Source organism: Arenibacter troitsensis (assembly GCF_900177645.1).
GTDB classification, from domain to species: Bacteria; Bacteroidota; Bacteroidia; order Flavobacteriales; family Flavobacteriaceae; genus Arenibacter; species Arenibacter troitsensis.
Window position 1 is genome coordinate 197,815 of the sequence record NZ_FXAO01000002.1, and the last position, 15,577, is coordinate 213,391.

Here is a 15,577-nt window from a genome sequence, read left to right on the forward strand (position 1 = left end):
ATGGAATGCCATAATTATCGTAAATGTAGCTTTGGTTTGGAAGTTTACCTTTAAATTAAAAGTATGAATCGAATTTTAATTTTGTTTGCACATCCAAAATTTGAACAATCCAGAGCAAACAAAGCTTTGGTCAAAATGGTAGAAAACAAGGAGGGAGTTACTTTTCATGACCTCTATGAGCGTTATCCTGATTTTAACATAGATATCATAAGTGAAAAAAAACTTCTGACCGACCACGATGTTATTATTTGGCACTATCCCTTTTATTGGTACAGCTGCCCGCCTTTGATGAAACAATGGATGGATGTAGTACTGGAATTCGGATGGGCCTATGGGGCAAATGGTAATGCCTTACAGTCCAAAAAATGTTTAAATGTGATTACCACTGGCGGAACCAGGGCCGTTTACTGTTCCGAAGGGAGCAATAACTATTCTGTAAATGAATTTTTGCGACCGTTTGAACAGACTGCCAGACTTTGTAATATGGAATACCTTCCTCCTTTTACGGTTATGGGAACCCATAACATGTCCGATGAAGAGTTGGAAGATTATACCTTAAAATATGAACAATTGTTATACGAATTACAGCAAAGCCTTTCTTTTGACAAGATCAAAAACTGTGAATTCTTAAATGACACTCCCCAACTAAATAAGGTAACTTCAAAATGAGCGGTAGCATTCTTTTTGCAGCAATTGTTTTTCTAACCGGGGCCATTATTTGTGTTCCCATAGCCAAAAAGTTTGGTTTAAGTTCCGTTCTAGGCTACCTCTTGGCCGGAATATTGATAGGGCCTTATATTTTGGGCTTTGTTGGGGACGAAGGTCAGGACATACTTCACTTTGCCGAGTTTGGTGTGGTCATGATGCTTTTTCTTATAGGCCTTGAAATAGAACCAAAGAGCTTTTGGCAAATGAGAAAAACCATAATTGGTGTGGGAGGAGCCCAGGTTTTGGGAACCATGATTGTTTCCTTCCTCCTATTTACCACGATTGGATTTGATTGGAAAGTTTCCCTGATCATATCTATGGCAGTGTCCCTCTCCTCCACGGCAATAACCTTACAGACCATAAAGGAAAATGGATTAATGAATACCACCTATGGCGCCTCATCTTTTTCCATTCTTCTTTTTCAGGATATTATTGTTATTTTGATGTTGGCGGTTATCCCTTTGCTTACAGATTCGGAAAAAACTGTAATTGCCAGTGACCATTCGGATCATATTTATCTACTTGAAAATTTGCCTTTAGGTTTTCAGGCTTTGGCCATTTTCATGTCGGTGGTCACCGTGGTTCTTGCCGGACGTTATTTTTTTGTTCCCATGTTAAGGCTAGTGGCCAAAACAAGACTCAGGGAGCTATTGTCCGCCTCTGCACTGCTTATCGTTATTGCCTTGGCCTATCTTATGGAACTTGTTGGATTAAGTCCGGCATTGGGAGCCTTTCTAGGTGGGGTGGTATTGGCTACCAGTGAATTTAAACATGAACTGGAGAGCAATTTGGAACCCTTCAAAGGCCTATTGTTGGGCTTGTTCTTTATGGCCGTTGGCGCCTCCATTAATTTTATTGTTATTGGGGACAATCCCGTAATGATTGGTGGCCTGGTAGTAGCCGTAATCATTTTAAAAGCCATAATCCTATTCTTGGTAGGGGCCATTTTTAAGCTTAAGGCAGATCAAAGACTGCTCCTAACTATTGGACTGGCCCAAATTGGGGAATTTGCTTTTGTCCTACTTTCCTTTGCCTTCCAATTGAATATTCTAAGTAGGGTTGAATTGGATATGATGTTGGTGGTAACGGCACTAACCATGACCCTCACGCCCATACTTGGAATACTAAACGATAGAGTGATACTGCCCCGGGTAGGCACCAAAAAATCGGAAACCAGACCAGTGGATCATATAGCCAAGACCCACAAGGTAATTTTGGTTGGTTTCGGCCATTTCGGAAGTACGGTTGGAAGGTTCCTCAGATCCTATGGCATTGAAGCAACTATATTGGACAACGATTCCAACCGGGTAGACCTATTAAGAAAAATGGGGTTTGAAGTATACTATGGAGATGCCACCCGCATGGATCTTTTGGAATCGGCAGGAATAGCCGAGGCCAAGATTCTCATATCGGCAATAGACAATAGCGATAACGTAATCCATTTGACGAAAATGGTTAAGGAGAAATATCCTAATGTGAAGTTGATGTTACGGGCAAAAAACAGATACGATGCGTACGATTTACTAAACATGGGTGTTGAAGATGTGTACAGAGAATCTTTGGAAACCTCCGTTAAAATGGCAAGTGATGCGTTAAACCATTTAGGATATAGAAAATACACCATATACCGACAGGCCCAAAAATTTATTCAATACGATGAGGATAGCCTAAGGCGATTGTCCAATAAACCCAAAACCAGGGAAGAGTATATTTTTAAGGCCAAAGAAGAGATAAAACAACAAGAAAAACAGTTGGAGGAAGATCTTAATAGAGGTATTGTTGAATTTGACAATCATTGGGACAGCGAACAAATGAGAGCGGCCCATAATACTCCAAAGAACTGAGTATAAGACTATATCCATTCCAAATGCTTCAATATAAATCCTCTATGCTCTCTAGATTTCTCTAAAATCCTTAATTGACCGGACAATTTTATCAATGCTATGATTCGTCCCCGTTTCAATTAGTACGGAGAAGAATACATTTTCTAAAGAGGCACTCCTACAATAATCACCAAAATTACCTTATAATATACTTCCAATACCCAGACAGTACAGGATGCCCTTTACCCTCTTTGGGTTTATTATTGCAGTCATTTAACAAAAAAAATATAGTAATAAAAAAGCGGAATGAAAGAGCAGATTACATAAGGTAGTTCTTGTAAATTTTACAAATTATTAAACATTTAACATAAAAATTGTAAACTTTATTACAAATACCCCATAAGATAACCTCAATTCTCTAATTTTGCGACTTTTCAATTATCATAACCAATTATGTTAATTCTACTTTACAAATAACCAAACCATTAACCAAAATGAAAATAGGCATATTAAAAGAAACCTTGGATGGTGAAAGTCGTGTTGCCATTACCCCGAATATCGCCAAACAACTAATTGCCGCAGGCTTTGAACTTCTTGTAGAGCAAGGTGCAGGTGAGAGTTCTTCCTTTTTGGATTCAGATTATAACAAGGTTGGGGTGACTGTTGAAAAAAGAGCCGTTATTTTCCATGAAGCTCAGGTACTTTTAAAAATAAACCCCTTTGATGAAGAAGATTTGAAACTAGTGGACGAAGGGCAGGTATTGATCAGTAAATTGTACCACAAATCCAATCCTGAACTTATCAAAGCAATTGCCAACAAAGGCGTAACCGCATTTTCCATGGATGCGATCCCTAGAATTTCAAGAGCTCAGGATATGGACGTATTGAGTTCCCAAAATAATCTGGCAGGTTATAAAGCGGTGATTTTGGGAGCCTTTGAAATGACCAAAATCTTTCCTTTAATGATGACATCCGCCGGGACCATTGCCCCTTCTAGAGTACTTATTTACGGTATTGGTGTTGCGGGCCTACAGGCCATAGCCACTGCCAAAAGATTGGGTGCTATAGTAGAGGCTACGGATATAAGATCGGAAACCAAAGAGCAGGCAGAATCCCTAGGGGCCAAATTCATTTCAGTGGACAATACGGGAGAGGAATCGGAAGGAGGGTATGCTAAGGAAGCTTCGGCAGATTACCAAAAAAGACAAAAAGAGGCGGTAAACAAATCATTGTTTCAGGCAGACTTGGTCATAACCACGGCCAATATCCCAGGAAGAAAAGCTCCAATCTTAATTACCGAAGAGCAGGTAATGCAAATGAAAAATGGCGCTGTAATCATAGATTTGGCTGCTGCCCAAGGAGGAAACTGCGAAGTAAGCGAGATCAATAAGACCATTGTAAAAAATGGGGTAAAAGTCATTGGTACCAGCATTGATCCCAGAAGCGTATCTACAAACGCAAGTGATCTTTATGCCAAAAATATCTACAACTATATTATGCATTTAACCGAAGGGACCAATTTTAAATGGGATCTGGAGGAAGAAATAACGGATGAGACCTTGATCGTCCAAAATGGAACTATTAGAAAAGATTAAAATATTAAGCCATGAATGAGTTTTTGGAATTTATAGAGAATAACCTACAAATCACCTATATCCTAATCCTTGCCATATTTGTTGGGATAGAGGTTATAAAAAGTATTCCTGCTGTTTTGCACACACCATTGATGTCGGGGGCCAATGCCTTGAGCGGAGTTGTAATTGTGGGAGCCATATTGGTGATGTTGCACGCAGATCCCGCTGATTATGTAGCCATGTCCTTAGGCTTCGTTGCGGTAGTCTTGGGAGTCTTAAATGTAGTTGGTGGCTTTGCTGTTACCGATAGAATGTTACAAATGTTTAAAAGAAAAAAATAATGGGAATTTTATTAAATCTTATATATCTCATCGCTACGGTTACGTTCATAGTAGGTCTAAAAATGTTGGGCCACCCGGAAACGGCAAAAAAAGGTAACCTAATTGCGGCCGCCGGAATGGGATTGGCCATAGTAGGTACCATTTTTGTTCATGAACAACAGGTGTCCTCCATTATTTATATCCTTATTGGTGCCGCAATTCTAATAGGTTCCATAATTGGCTGGCTGATAGCCATAAAAGTGGAAATGACCAAAATGCCCGAACTGGTATCCTTATTCAATGGCTTTGGGGGTGCCAGTGCAGCACTTATCGGGTTGGTGGAATACGGTAAAAATGTTAGCAACGTTACCCAATCCACAACCATCGTTTCAGGTATAATAATCGGGGCCATTACTTTTTCAGGAAGTTTAATTGCCTGGGGTAAATTAAACGGCACCTTAAAAAGTGTAGTAAGGATACCCTTCTACAACATCATAAACAACCTTGTAATTATTGCCATTGTCATTTTTGCTGGATTTATGGTCGCCTCTGGCATAGACAATCAACTTTTGTTGTATGTACTATTGTCAACTGGCCTGATCTATGGAGTTCTCTTTGTTCTTCCAATTGGAGGGGCCGATATGCCAGTGGTAATCTCTTTGTTGAATTCTTTGACAGGTATTGCCGCGGCAATAACAGGAATTTTATACAATAATATGGTGATGCTCGTAGGGGGTATATTGGTAGGTTCTGCCGGCATCATATTAACGGTAGCCATGTGCAAGGCCATGAATAGGACTTTGGGGTCTGTAATTTTTGGTGCTTTTGGTGGCGCAGCCGCAACGGAAGGAGAAAACAAGGCTATGGGATCCATTAAGAGCACCAACCCCAGCGATGCCGCCATAATGATGAATTATGCAAACAATGTGGTCATAGTTCCTGGTTACGGCTTGGCAGTTGCTCAGGCACAACATGTAATTCATGAGCTTGAACAGATGTTGACAAAAAAAGGGGTAAATGTTAAGTATGCCATCCATCCGGTAGCAGGACGTATGCCTGGCCATATGAATGTGCTATTGGCAGAATCCAATGTTGAATATAACATGCTGGTGGAAATGGAAGATATAAATCCACAGTTTAGCAATACCGATATAGTCCTGGTTGTTGGAGCCAATGATGTTGTTAATCCTGCAGCTCACAACAATCCAGCTAGTCCTATTTACGGTATGCCCATTTTGGATGTTGAAAATGCCAAACATATTATCGTAAATAAACGCGGTATGAATGCAGGTTATGCCGGGATAGAGAATGAATTATTCTATAATTCAAAAACTTCCATGCTTTTTGGAGATGCTAAGGCAGCCTTGACAGATCTGGTGGCCGAATTGAAAAATATGTAATAATCCAAAATGGCATAGAGGTCAAATATATTACAACCTCCATAACTCAGAGGATGCCGAGTGTCTCCAGCATTATTATATTAAGGAAATCTAGAAATCCTTAACGATGACTCCTGTCGAAAAAAAATAGGATGAATTATAGAGAAGACGGACATAGGTCTCCCCTAATTGAGGATGAATGGGTACCCAAAAGATGAATAAATCCAAATTATTCAAAAGCAATGTGCCTGCTCATGTTTTCCTCAACGGACATAAAAGATTCCACCCCTTTAATACCTTCTATGGTTAATATGGTATCTTGGTATACATCCCTATAATGCATACTATCCCTTGCATGCATTTTAAGAAAAATATCGTATTTACCTGTACTGTGATGAATTTTGACTACCTCCGGCACTTTGCGCAAGGCCTCAATAACTTGTTTGTACATAAAACTTTCACGTAGGTAAACCCCTAGAAAAATGGTCATTTTCCATCCTATCTTGCTGTAGTCAAGATTTAAGGTTGCTCCCTTTATCAGCCCCAAATTAATCATTTTCTTGGTCCGGGCATGAACTGTACCAGGGGAAATACCAGCCTTTTTGGCCACCTCCGTATAGGGCATTTGCGCATTGTCTGCCAGCAAACTTAAAATTTTGAAATCCATTTCATCTATTCTATCTTTCATATTGTTCAATTTTAGATTATCTAGACTATTACATATCTGTTACCTGTATAATATCAATTGCAAAATGATGTGTTTTATTCTGATATTTTTAGGTTTCAGTAAATTTAATTCATCATTTAGCGAAAAACACTAATAATATGATAATAAAAAGATGAAAAAATAATTTTATGTCATTTTTCAGAAGTAGGATTTTTCATATTATTAAAAATCATTTTTACAATTTTTTGTTTGCTACAGCACCCATTGAACATTGAATTTAAAAATCTAACAAATCATTTAAAAAAAGTGAATAAATATATTTATACAACATATAAATAGTGTTTTAAATGTCAAATATTTAGATTTCAATAAAGACAATCGCCTTACTGGAAATCTTTGGGCCAACCACCGCCGTCTTTCCTAATTGAATGCTGTATCCAATACATGTTGTATATTTTTAACCCTGGCTAGCGGAAGCTGTGTCCAAAATCTATTTCTAAATTGAGCTATGACTAACTATAATTGTAAGTAAGTTTGTTTTGTAGCGCCTTACGTTTTGTACCAACACTTGATTCAAATTATTTAATAAAACCAATACGACTTTACTAATTTGGCCTTTGGTACTATTACCTATATTCAAAGGTATAGTTCAAAGAAATTATCGACTACTATATATAGGTATACATTTCCCAAAATTAATAGTGATGGCATGTAGTACCATACATATTCCATTAGGCACCAACAAACCACAATGGTATTAACAATATATACACATGTGCCATAAACCATTTTTGAGTTCCTTTAAAACCCAATCTGATCAAGAAACCATGTTGATATCCCATTAAGGTAATTAGAACATTGAAGCCCTACGCAACTATTTAACAGCCCATATTGGTCAGCTACAGACTAAAAGTTGCTCCATTGTGTCCTATATAGGAAACCTTTAACCCATTGTTGGAGCTAAATTTTCAAGCATCCATGGGGATTTGGGGGTCAACAGCAGCCTTTGAAGATAAAATTTAAGGCCTAACCCTTTGCTTAATTTAATAAAAACATCCATCCGGAACCAATTTCCGTAGTTCTAGCAGTTTTTAAATGATAAAAAACATATTCGTCAGATTTCACATAATCATCAGTAAATAATATTCAAAAAAATCCTTTCAATAGCCAATTTTAACATATTTAATTTATCATTTTATAAAAAACATCAATAATATGACAATAAAAATAACTAAATACTGATTTTATTATATTTTGCGCAAGAGGCTTTTTATCATAATGATAAAAATGAATTATCGCAACAATTCATCAATATGACAGCTTTTGTACTCTAAAAATCCAAAGAACTATCATTTTGTTAGAAAATGAATTGATTTTTGGTTATTTGATTAATTACATCTCTTCAACTACCTATATTTCAGTGTTTTACAAAGTGTAGATAATTTTATTTATCCTAATGTATTGTTAAATTTGTCATGTCATTTAACAATAAAAGTAGCGTTGTTTTTTGATGGTTAAGTATCCGGAACTTTCCTTTTACCAGGTGTACAATTGATTTTCCATAGCCGTGGAAACGATTGGAATTGTTATGCCTAAAACATTGTTTACTAACTCCCATAAACTATTGTATATGAAGAAAGCTCTAATACTATCACTCGCACTATTCAGTATGCTAGCGATGAACGCCCAACAAATTACTGTATCAGGAAAAGTTACAGATGAAGTCGGCACCCCCCTACCAGGCGTGAATGTAGTAATCAAGGGTACCACTAAAGGAAGTATCTCGGATTTTGATGGAAATTTTTCCATTGACGCGGAATCCGATGCAGTTTTGTTATTATCCTCTTTAGGTTATGCCAATAAGGAGATTCTAATTGGAGGAAGAACCAATATTACGGTAACCCTCCCCGAAGCTGCCGAAATGTTAACGGAAACAATAGTTATTGGCTCCAGAAGTAAGGGTAGGACCAAATTGGAAACTACAGCCCCCGTTGATGTTATAAGCATAAAGGAACAGGCTATTAATATGCCTCAAATGGATCTGGCGCAAATGCTAGTGGCTTCCGCCCCTTCATTTAGCGCCTTTCGTTCCCAGGGCGGTGACCTTTCATCAGCCGTTGACCCCCCCACCCTCCGTGGGCTTGCCCCGAACCAAATGTTGGTACTTGTTAATGGTAAAAGGAGGCATACTTCGGCGCTTTTAGCAGGATCACAGACGGGATCAGCTGCAAATGCCACGGATATGAGCTTTATTGTACCGGACGCTATAGACAGGGTCGAAATTTTAAGGGACGGTGCATCGGCGCAATACGGTTCCGATGCCATTGCCGGCGTAATGAACGTTGTATTAAAAAAAGGTACTGGCGAGTTTAGCGGAAATTTTACTGTGGGCGGATTCCCAAATTCCGCCCCAGATCTTAGCGGAACCGATGTAAGTGAAGAAAATCAGGCTTTGTTGAAAGACACGGAACCAGATGGCATCAATTATCAATTGGCAGGAAATTATGGAATCTCCTTTGAAGAAGGTGGCTACTTAAACATTACTGGACTTTACCGTCAGGCGGAGGCAACCGTCCGCCCCAACATAAGTAATGCTACGCCTTATGGAGATGCATACCTTAACAATGAGCGCACAGATGCCCAGGGAAATATTATCATTACCAACCCAGAATTAGTAGCGGCTCAGGCATCGGGCAATAGCGCACTTGCCGATGAGCTCAGGACAGATACCGGACTTATGGCCGCAAGAGGTCTTACCTATAAGGATTTTTCCACCTATGCAGGTACTGCAGCATCCAATCTAGGAGTGGTGGCCTATAATATGGCATTGCCCCTTAATGAGGATTTGGAATTTTATTCTTTTGGTGATTTTGGATATAAATACGTTTCTGGATACAGTTGTTTTTACCGAAGACCGGCCCAAGCCGATCGTGCCAATTTTGATCTATTCCCCAATGGATTTAGGCCTCAAATTGCCAGTACCCAGACCAACATCGCCTTTACAGGTGGTATTGATGGTACTTTGGGCGATTTCAATTTTGATTTTAGCAACACCTTTGGTAGAAACAAAATGAATTATGATATGTTCAATACCTTCAACGCCAGTTTACAATCCGAGTCTCCGACTACCATGGATTTGGGAACACATAGTTTCTACCAGAATACTACCAACTTTGATGTCTCCAAATATTTTGGTGATGTATTGTCTGGACTAAACGTTGCCATAGGAGTAGAATTAAGGGTAGAAAACTATCAAATTGAAGCTGGCCAGCCAGAAAGTTATTCCATAGGCGATGCAGGTATTTATACAGCCACTACGGACAACGAAGCATTATTGGGGCCTGATGGTTTTCCCTTGGAAGATCTTAACTCCCAGCCTATTGTGAATGCAGATGGTAGCCCGGTTGTTCTGCCTTATGGCGAAGCCAGTACCAACATAAATAAGTTCTACAGTCCCAACTGTCAGTGTTTTAGAGGATTTGCACCTGAGAATGAGGCCAATGAATTTCGCTCGGTTACAGCTGCGTATTTGGATGCAGAACTCGATGTTACAGAAAAATGGCTCTTAACAGGTGCCGTACGTACAGAGAACTATTCAGATTTTGGAGATGTCTTTACAGGTAAAATAGCTACGAGATATTCTATCCTGGACAACTTTGCTTTGCGAGGATCATTAAGCACAGGCTTTAGGGCTCCATCGCTACAGGAATTGAATTATTCCCACACCTTTACCTTCTTCGTAGGTCTTGATCCATTTGATGGAACACTTTATCCAAATACAAGTAGTGCTGCACGAGCCATTGGCATAGAAGCCTTGAGACAAGAACAGTCCACGAATTTAAGTATAGGTTTCACAACCCGTCTCTTCAACAAAATAGACCTAACGGTAGACGCCTATAAAATTGATATTAAAGACCGAATCTTCGAAACCGACAATTTTGATGCTAGCGAGGCTCCTGTATTGGCTCCAATTATTGGTTCCGGATTGGCTAGTTTTAGAATTAATGGTGGCGACATAAGCACCAAAGGTGTTGAGATAGTGGCCAACTATAGAGAAAAGGTTGGTGAAGGCATGTTGGGCCTTACACTATCCGGTGTATTACGTGAAAACACTTTTGAAGGGGCGAGTGTTCCCGACCTTAATACCATTTTGTCCGATGAAGAATTGGAAACCAAATACGTAAACAGGTCGTCCATAGGTCAATTCGAGACAGGTACTCCCAATACCACTTTTATTGGATCTGGAACTTATACTTGGGGTAAATGGTCAGGTATGCTTAAAGGGTCTTATTTTGGAGAAGTAACTTCTTTGGACAACACTTTCCGTACCCTTAATGATGGTACAGAAGGATATTCGGATCAAACCTTCTCTGCTCAATTTGTTACCGATATAGGGGTTACCCACAACTTTACAGATAAGCTTGCATTGACTGTAGGGGGCAATAACATCTTTAATAAATACCCAGATATTCTAAGAGCTGAAGAAAGAGGGTTTTACCTCTACTCCAATTATCAGCAAGGTTCTAACGGAGCATATTATTTCGCTAGGCTAACTTTTGGATTCTAATCTGTTAACGCTATAAAAATAAAAGATATGACACGTACATCTATAAAAATAATTAGTTTGCTATTTCTTGTTTTCTTCACTGCTTCCTGTGAGCAAGAAATGCCAGAAGCTGCATTGGAAGTCGCCGAAGGCGGAGGTACTTTAAGAAATTACACTGCCTATACCATAGATGCTGCCGACCCCAGTGGATCCAATGTATATGGGCGCGTGGTTTTTTGGAAAGGCACACTTAACAGAACCCTAGTTCAGGTTTCACTCTACAACACCATTGAAGGTCAACAACATCCTGCACTCATTTTAGAGGGGGTTACAGGAGTGGAAACAACAACCCTTCTAACACTGGATACCGTTTCCGGTGATACGGGCGAATTAAATGACAACAAATTCTACGTCATTAGCGACACCTCCTTTTATGATGGGCTTTTGGATCTGGATGCCCATATCAACATCTACCTGAGCGAAACGGATAATACTATAGTGGCCTCAGGAAATATAGGCGTAAATGCCGACCCAGTTGAAAGTAACTAAGTATTAAACGCAACAACTTAAATACAATAACATTATGAAAACATTAGACAGAAGAGCATGGTTAAAAAGGGGTGCTTTAACAGCTGCAGGCGCCATGGTAATGCCTCATTTGAGCTTTGGAATCTCGGAGATGCCCAAAGTGCCTTTGACACTTGATGCACAGGGCAATGCTATTTACACTCCGTTTTTTAAGGAATTTTTACCAGACTATAGTCGAGAAATGCCATTATTGGAAGCTAAATTGAATGCCAACGAAAATCCATACGGTCCATCACCGAAGGCAATTTCCGCCTTACAGAAAGTAGCCTTCAAAGGCAATAGATATGCCTGGTACGAACTTTTTGACCTAATGGGAAAAATAGCTAAGGAAGAAGGTGTGGACATCAAGAACATAATGATGGGACCTGGATCGTCCGATCTCTTGGAAAAAACAGCAATGGTCCTATTTGCCAATGGTGGCAATGTAGTATCCGCAGATCCCACTTATATGTCATTGATTCGTGTAGCCGAGGCAACAGGTGCTTCCTGGAAAGCCGTTCCCTGTAAGGCAGATTGGTCCCATGACCTTAAAGCTATGGAAGCTGCCATTGACGCAGATACAAAATTGGTATACATCTGTAATCCAAACAATCCTACAGGGGCTATGACGGATGCTGCTGAATTGATAGATTTCTGCTCTAGGGTTTCCGAAAAAGTACCTGTTTTTGTGGATGAGGCCTATATGGGCTTTTTGGAGGATGCTGACAAAAATAGTATGGTGTCTCTTATAAATGAGGGCAAGGACGTAATAATAGCACGTACATTCTCTAAAATACACGGTATGGCCGGCCTAAGGGTAGGATATATAGTTGCACAGGAATCGACGCTGACCAAACTTGAAAAAGTTACCCGTGGAGGTATGGGTATTGCTTACACCTCCATTTTTGCGGCTACTGCCAGTATGGATGATGTTGCCTTTCAGGACAAATCCAGAAAGCTTAATGCTGAATGTCGCGATTATGTCTACCAAAGCTTGGATAAAATGGGCTTTGAGTACATTCCATCATACACCAGTTTTATCATCTTCCCTATAGAGATGGAGGGAAAGGCCTTCCTGGAAAAAATGACCGCCCAAAAAGTGGGTGTTCGCGCCTTCGAGATTATGGGCAAGAACTGGTGCCGGGTAAGTATGGGTACCATGGAGGAAATGAAGCTTTTTACAAAAGCGCTGGAAAAAGTATTGGTTTAAGTTGAGTTTGCCCACTAGTTGGATCAATAGGAGGGCCGTCTCGATCTTTCTTTGATCCAACTGTTGGTGGGTTTTTGAGTACCGATACATCCAAACGGAATAGCGAATTATTAAGAACTTATAATATGAATTATGCTTTACAAAAAACTTTAGAACTCCTGCTGATTATAGGTCTGGGTCTATTGCTTCAAAAAAAGGTGGCCAAGGAAGACCTCAAAGGGATTAAAACCTTGATATTGAGCGTGGCCTTGCCAGCCACCATATTTGTGGCCCTATTGAAAATAGAGCTTAAAGGATCATTGCTGATTTTCCCCCTTATGGCTTTGGTGTTTAATTTTATAATGGCCATAGTCACTAAGTATCTATTAGCCTCGTCTCTATCCAACAATGAAGGTGCAAAAAAAAGAACATTAACAATGCTCCTACCTTCTTTGGCCCCAGGCCTTTCCTGTTTCCCCTTTATCATCGTCTACTTGGGCGATGAATATTTGGCCCTGGCCGCATTGGCAGACGTAGGGAATAAAATCTTTGTCCTTATTCTTTTGTATATGTTGGGAATGCATTGGTATCATGCCAGGGCGGTCAAAGATTTGGTTGCAACTACATCCAGTAAGTTAAAAGGCCTATTTCTTTCAATGCTGAATGAACCTATCAACCTGGTTATAATAATAGCCATGGTATTATTGGGGTTTGGACTAACCCTGAGTTCCTTTCCTGAATTCTTGGAAAACACTATAGTTAAAATGAGTTTAATCATGACTCCCTTGGTACTTCTTTTTATAGGTATGGCGGTCCGCATAAAATTTAGGGAATTCGGCTTTATCTTTTCCCTTCTGATGAGACGGGCCGGTATCACCTTCTTGCTATCGGCTATTTTTGTATTCCTATTCCCTGCCTTGGCTGCGCCAATGATTTTATTTATTGTGGTATTCCCACAGAGTGCGTGTAGCTTTTGGCCGTTTGCCCATATGAGTGCGGTAAGCACATTGGAAGAAAAGGACGAACAGAAGAAGCCCACTTTCGATATTAACTTTGCCGTTAATATCTTGGCTTGTTCCATGCCGTTTTCCACCATTTTAATCATTAGCATATTTTCTTTCAGCGAATTTTTCGTGAACCCTTTAGTCCTAATGATTACTGGAATTGTCATAATGGCTGTAACCTACATCCCCAATTTGATAACTAAATTGAAAAGAAGCAATAAATCCGAGGAAGTCGTTAATTACAATACTTTTTTTGGAATAAATACCAATGCACATTCATCGGAAAATCAATAATTTTTAATTAAGGTTACCAGCCATCAATTGGTTTTATTATGTAGCTGTTATGAGAAGACCAGAACTTATCCAATAAGTCTCCAACAATAGTAGAAGTAGCCGTCAAAAAATAATTACAGTTCTCCGTAAAAATCAAAAGGCCCCTGAAAATATTTTCAGGGGCCTTTTTCTATTATTTTACTGGATCAGCTTACAGGATACTACCCTTTTTACTAACCTCTAAAGGAATACGATATATAACTCCTTGCTCGAAGGTTCCTTTGGAAACTTTCTGAAAATCTATACTATTGCGAATATAGGTCTCTAAAGCTTCGTTTTCTGTTTTAACACTGAGAACGCGTAAATAGTCGCCATTGTCCAATGCAATACGTACTTCAGCTGTGGCACCCCGAATCTCATCCGGAATAATATTATCGCTCAACAATTGGAAAATTTGGGTCGTAACCGCCTTCGCAGGTTTTGCCTCGCCTTTTTGTGGGTCGCTAGCAAATACTTGAACCACGTTCAACAACATTGCAGCCATTAAAATAAATATTGACTTTTTCATATTTTAGATTGATTTAAATTTATTTTTAACTAATTTTAATCAAACTTATTAAATATATCGCAATACAAGCCCTGTATATTATAGATTTAATAAATTTTAACATTACAAAATACGAATATTCAAAATTCAGCTAAAAAGCTAACGAATCGTCAGCTTTTCATAGGATTCCAATAGTCGGCAAAAGTAAACTTTGAAGGGAAATATATGAAAAGAAGGATTTCAAAATATATTCGATAAAATCCTTGAAGTTACCTTGATGAGCTTTATGATCCAGCAGCAAAATTGTATCGTACTATAATTGGCCATAGGTTGACACCTCTCCTTCATAATGGTTTTCCATCACTAAAGTGCTAATCGTTATTATATCGAGATTTCTATCTACCATAATTCACCAAAAACATTAATTAAGTTAAGATTATTTTAACACTGTAATTCCCTTATATTATTATGTTTGCATTTGATGAAAAATAGTCGTCTAAAAAATAGCATCAGCATTCTTTTCCTTGCTCTTTTCCTCTCGATGAAAATGGCAGGGCTTCATGTGCTTTCCCATACAGACGATAAGGAGCATGCACTGCATTGTTATATATGTGACCATGCGGTTTCCCATAATTTAACTCCGGCTATTTCAGCAGATATACCGGATTACGGGATTAGAAACACAGAATCCATTCCTCAGATAGAGCATTCTGAACATTACGATTATGTTGTTTCAAGTACTATTGCTACTGATCAACTCTTTTCTCGACCTCCTCCTGCCCTACTGTAAGTTTCCCTTGCACTTAATTCTTTCTGGATTTCCTGGATAACTCCAATGTGTAATTGTTATACCCATTTCATAACGGAGAATGGTATATAGGTTATTTCATAAAATCACTTTTTGCAATTAGCAATAGTAATTTTCACGGTCTTTTGGCTAGCTGCTAAAAACCAAGACGGCGTTATCAATTTCCAAATAG

At 39.1% G+C, this 15,577-nt stretch carries 12 protein-coding genes; 10 read left to right on the plus strand and 2 right to left on the minus strand.

The genetic code is table 11. From position 1 onward, the window contains the following. The first annotated feature begins 63 nt into the window (after nt 1-63). The 5 genes from kefF to B9Y87_RS05540 all read left to right on the plus strand — a co-directional run bounded on the left by kefF (nt 64) and on the right by B9Y87_RS05540 (nt 5,825). Nucleotides 64-669 (plus strand): glutathione-regulated potassium-efflux system oxidoreductase KefF, encoded by a 606-nt coding sequence (gene kefF, locus B9Y87_RS05520; protein ID WP_085496995.1) that lies wholly within the window; start codon nt 64-66, stop codon nt 667-669. Continuing rightward, nucleotides 666-2,552, plus strand: coding sequence for a monovalent cation:proton antiporter-2 (CPA2) family protein (locus B9Y87_RS05525; RefSeq protein WP_085496998.1), 1,887 nt, complete (start codon nt 666-668; stop codon nt 2,550-2,552). The genes kefF and B9Y87_RS05525 overlap by 4 nt, the downstream gene beginning before the upstream one ends. Nucleotides 2,553-3,025: 473 nt before the next feature. Then, complete coding sequence (locus B9Y87_RS05530) at nt 3,026-4,126, plus strand: Re/Si-specific NAD(P)(+) transhydrogenase subunit alpha (protein WP_085496999.1); 1,101 nt, start codon at nt 3,026-3,028, stop codon at nt 4,124-4,126. Between the two features lie 11 nt (nt 4,127-4,137). Beyond that, a complete protein-coding gene (locus tag B9Y87_RS05535; RefSeq protein WP_085497001.1) occupies nt 4,138-4,446 on the plus strand; it encodes an NAD(P) transhydrogenase subunit alpha part 2 in 309 nt (102 codons plus the stop codon). Then, complete coding sequence (locus tag B9Y87_RS05540) at nt 4,446-5,825, plus strand: NAD(P)(+) transhydrogenase (Re/Si-specific) subunit beta (RefSeq protein ID WP_085497003.1); 1,380 nt, start codon at nt 4,446-4,448, stop codon at nt 5,823-5,825. The genes B9Y87_RS05535 and B9Y87_RS05540 overlap by 1 nt, the downstream gene beginning before the upstream one ends. Before the next feature lie 208 nt (nt 5,826-6,033). Here B9Y87_RS05540 and B9Y87_RS05545 read toward each other — a convergent pair whose 3' ends face one another. After that, on the minus strand, nt 6,034-6,492 hold the full coding sequence (locus B9Y87_RS05545) for an Lrp/AsnC family transcriptional regulator (protein ID WP_072861923.1): 459 nt from the start codon (nt 6,490-6,492) through the stop codon (nt 6,034-6,036). 1,609 nt (nt 6,493-8,101) lie between these two features. Here B9Y87_RS05545 and B9Y87_RS05550 point away from each other — a divergent pair. From B9Y87_RS05550 to B9Y87_RS05565, 4 genes are all read left to right on the plus strand, one after another. Further along, nucleotides 8,102-11,038, plus strand: coding sequence for a TonB-dependent receptor (locus tag B9Y87_RS05550; protein WP_217807488.1), 2,937 nt, complete (start codon nt 8,102-8,104; stop codon nt 11,036-11,038). Nucleotides 11,039-11,065: 27 nt separating this feature from the next. Beyond that, nucleotides 11,066-11,566, plus strand: a complete 501-nt coding sequence (locus tag B9Y87_RS05555) for a hypothetical protein (protein WP_085497006.1) — start codon at nt 11,066-11,068, stop codon at nt 11,564-11,566. Between the two features lie 34 nt (nt 11,567-11,600). Further along, nucleotides 11,601-12,794, plus strand: coding sequence for a pyridoxal phosphate-dependent aminotransferase (locus B9Y87_RS05560; RefSeq protein ID WP_085497007.1), 1,194 nt, complete (start codon nt 11,601-11,603; stop codon nt 12,792-12,794). A gap of 125 nt (nt 12,795-12,919) precedes the next feature. Then, nucleotides 12,920-14,071: an AEC family transporter gene (locus B9Y87_RS05565; RefSeq protein WP_085497009.1), complete on the plus strand. Its 1,152-nt coding sequence runs from the start codon at nt 12,920-12,922 to the stop codon at nt 14,069-14,071. A 190-nt stretch (nt 14,072-14,261) separates the two neighbouring features. Here the strand turns inward: B9Y87_RS05565 and B9Y87_RS05570 are convergent, their stop codons facing one another. Next, entirely contained in the window at nt 14,262-14,618 is a 357-nt protein-coding gene (locus B9Y87_RS05570; RefSeq protein WP_085497011.1) for a hypothetical protein, read from the minus strand. A gap of 520 nt (nt 14,619-15,138) precedes the next feature. Here B9Y87_RS05570 and B9Y87_RS05575 point away from each other — a divergent pair. Further along, nucleotides 15,139-15,387 carry a hypothetical protein gene (locus B9Y87_RS05575; RefSeq protein ID WP_139827169.1) on the plus strand — a complete coding sequence of 83 codons (249 nt, stop codon included), beginning with the start codon at nt 15,139-15,141 and terminating at the stop codon, nt 15,385-15,387. The last annotated feature ends 190 nt before the right edge of the window (nt 15,388-15,577 follow it).

Coding starts and splice junctions, on each gene's coding strand:
- kefF (WP_085496995.1), top strand. CDS start 64: ATGAATCGAATTTTAATTTTGTTTGCACATCCAAAATTTGAACAATCC.
- B9Y87_RS05525 (WP_085496998.1), top strand. CDS start 666: ATGAGCGGTAGCATTCTTTTTGCAGCAATTGTTTTTCTAACCGGGGCC.
- B9Y87_RS05530 (WP_085496999.1), top strand. CDS start 3,026: ATGAAAATAGGCATATTAAAAGAAACCTTGGATGGTGAAAGTCGTGTT.
- B9Y87_RS05535 (WP_085497001.1), top strand. CDS start 4,138: ATGAATGAGTTTTTGGAATTTATAGAGAATAACCTACAAATCACCTAT.
- B9Y87_RS05540 (WP_085497003.1), top strand. CDS start 4,446: ATGGGAATTTTATTAAATCTTATATATCTCATCGCTACGGTTACGTTC.
- B9Y87_RS05545 (WP_072861923.1), bottom strand. CDS start 6,492: ATGAAAGATAGAATAGATGAAATGGATTTCAAAATTTTAAGTTTGCTG.
- B9Y87_RS05550 (WP_217807488.1), top strand. CDS start 8,102: ATGAAGAAAGCTCTAATACTATCACTCGCACTATTCAGTATGCTAGCG.
- B9Y87_RS05555 (WP_085497006.1), top strand. CDS start 11,066: ATGACACGTACATCTATAAAAATAATTAGTTTGCTATTTCTTGTTTTC.
- B9Y87_RS05560 (WP_085497007.1), top strand. CDS start 11,601: ATGAAAACATTAGACAGAAGAGCATGGTTAAAAAGGGGTGCTTTAACA.
- B9Y87_RS05565 (WP_085497009.1), top strand. CDS start 12,920: ATGAATTATGCTTTACAAAAAACTTTAGAACTCCTGCTGATTATAGGT.
- B9Y87_RS05570 (WP_085497011.1), bottom strand. CDS start 14,618: ATGAAAAAGTCAATATTTATTTTAATGGCTGCAATGTTGTTGAACGTG.
- B9Y87_RS05575 (WP_139827169.1), top strand. CDS start 15,139: ATGAAAATGGCAGGGCTTCATGTGCTTTCCCATACAGACGATAAGGAG.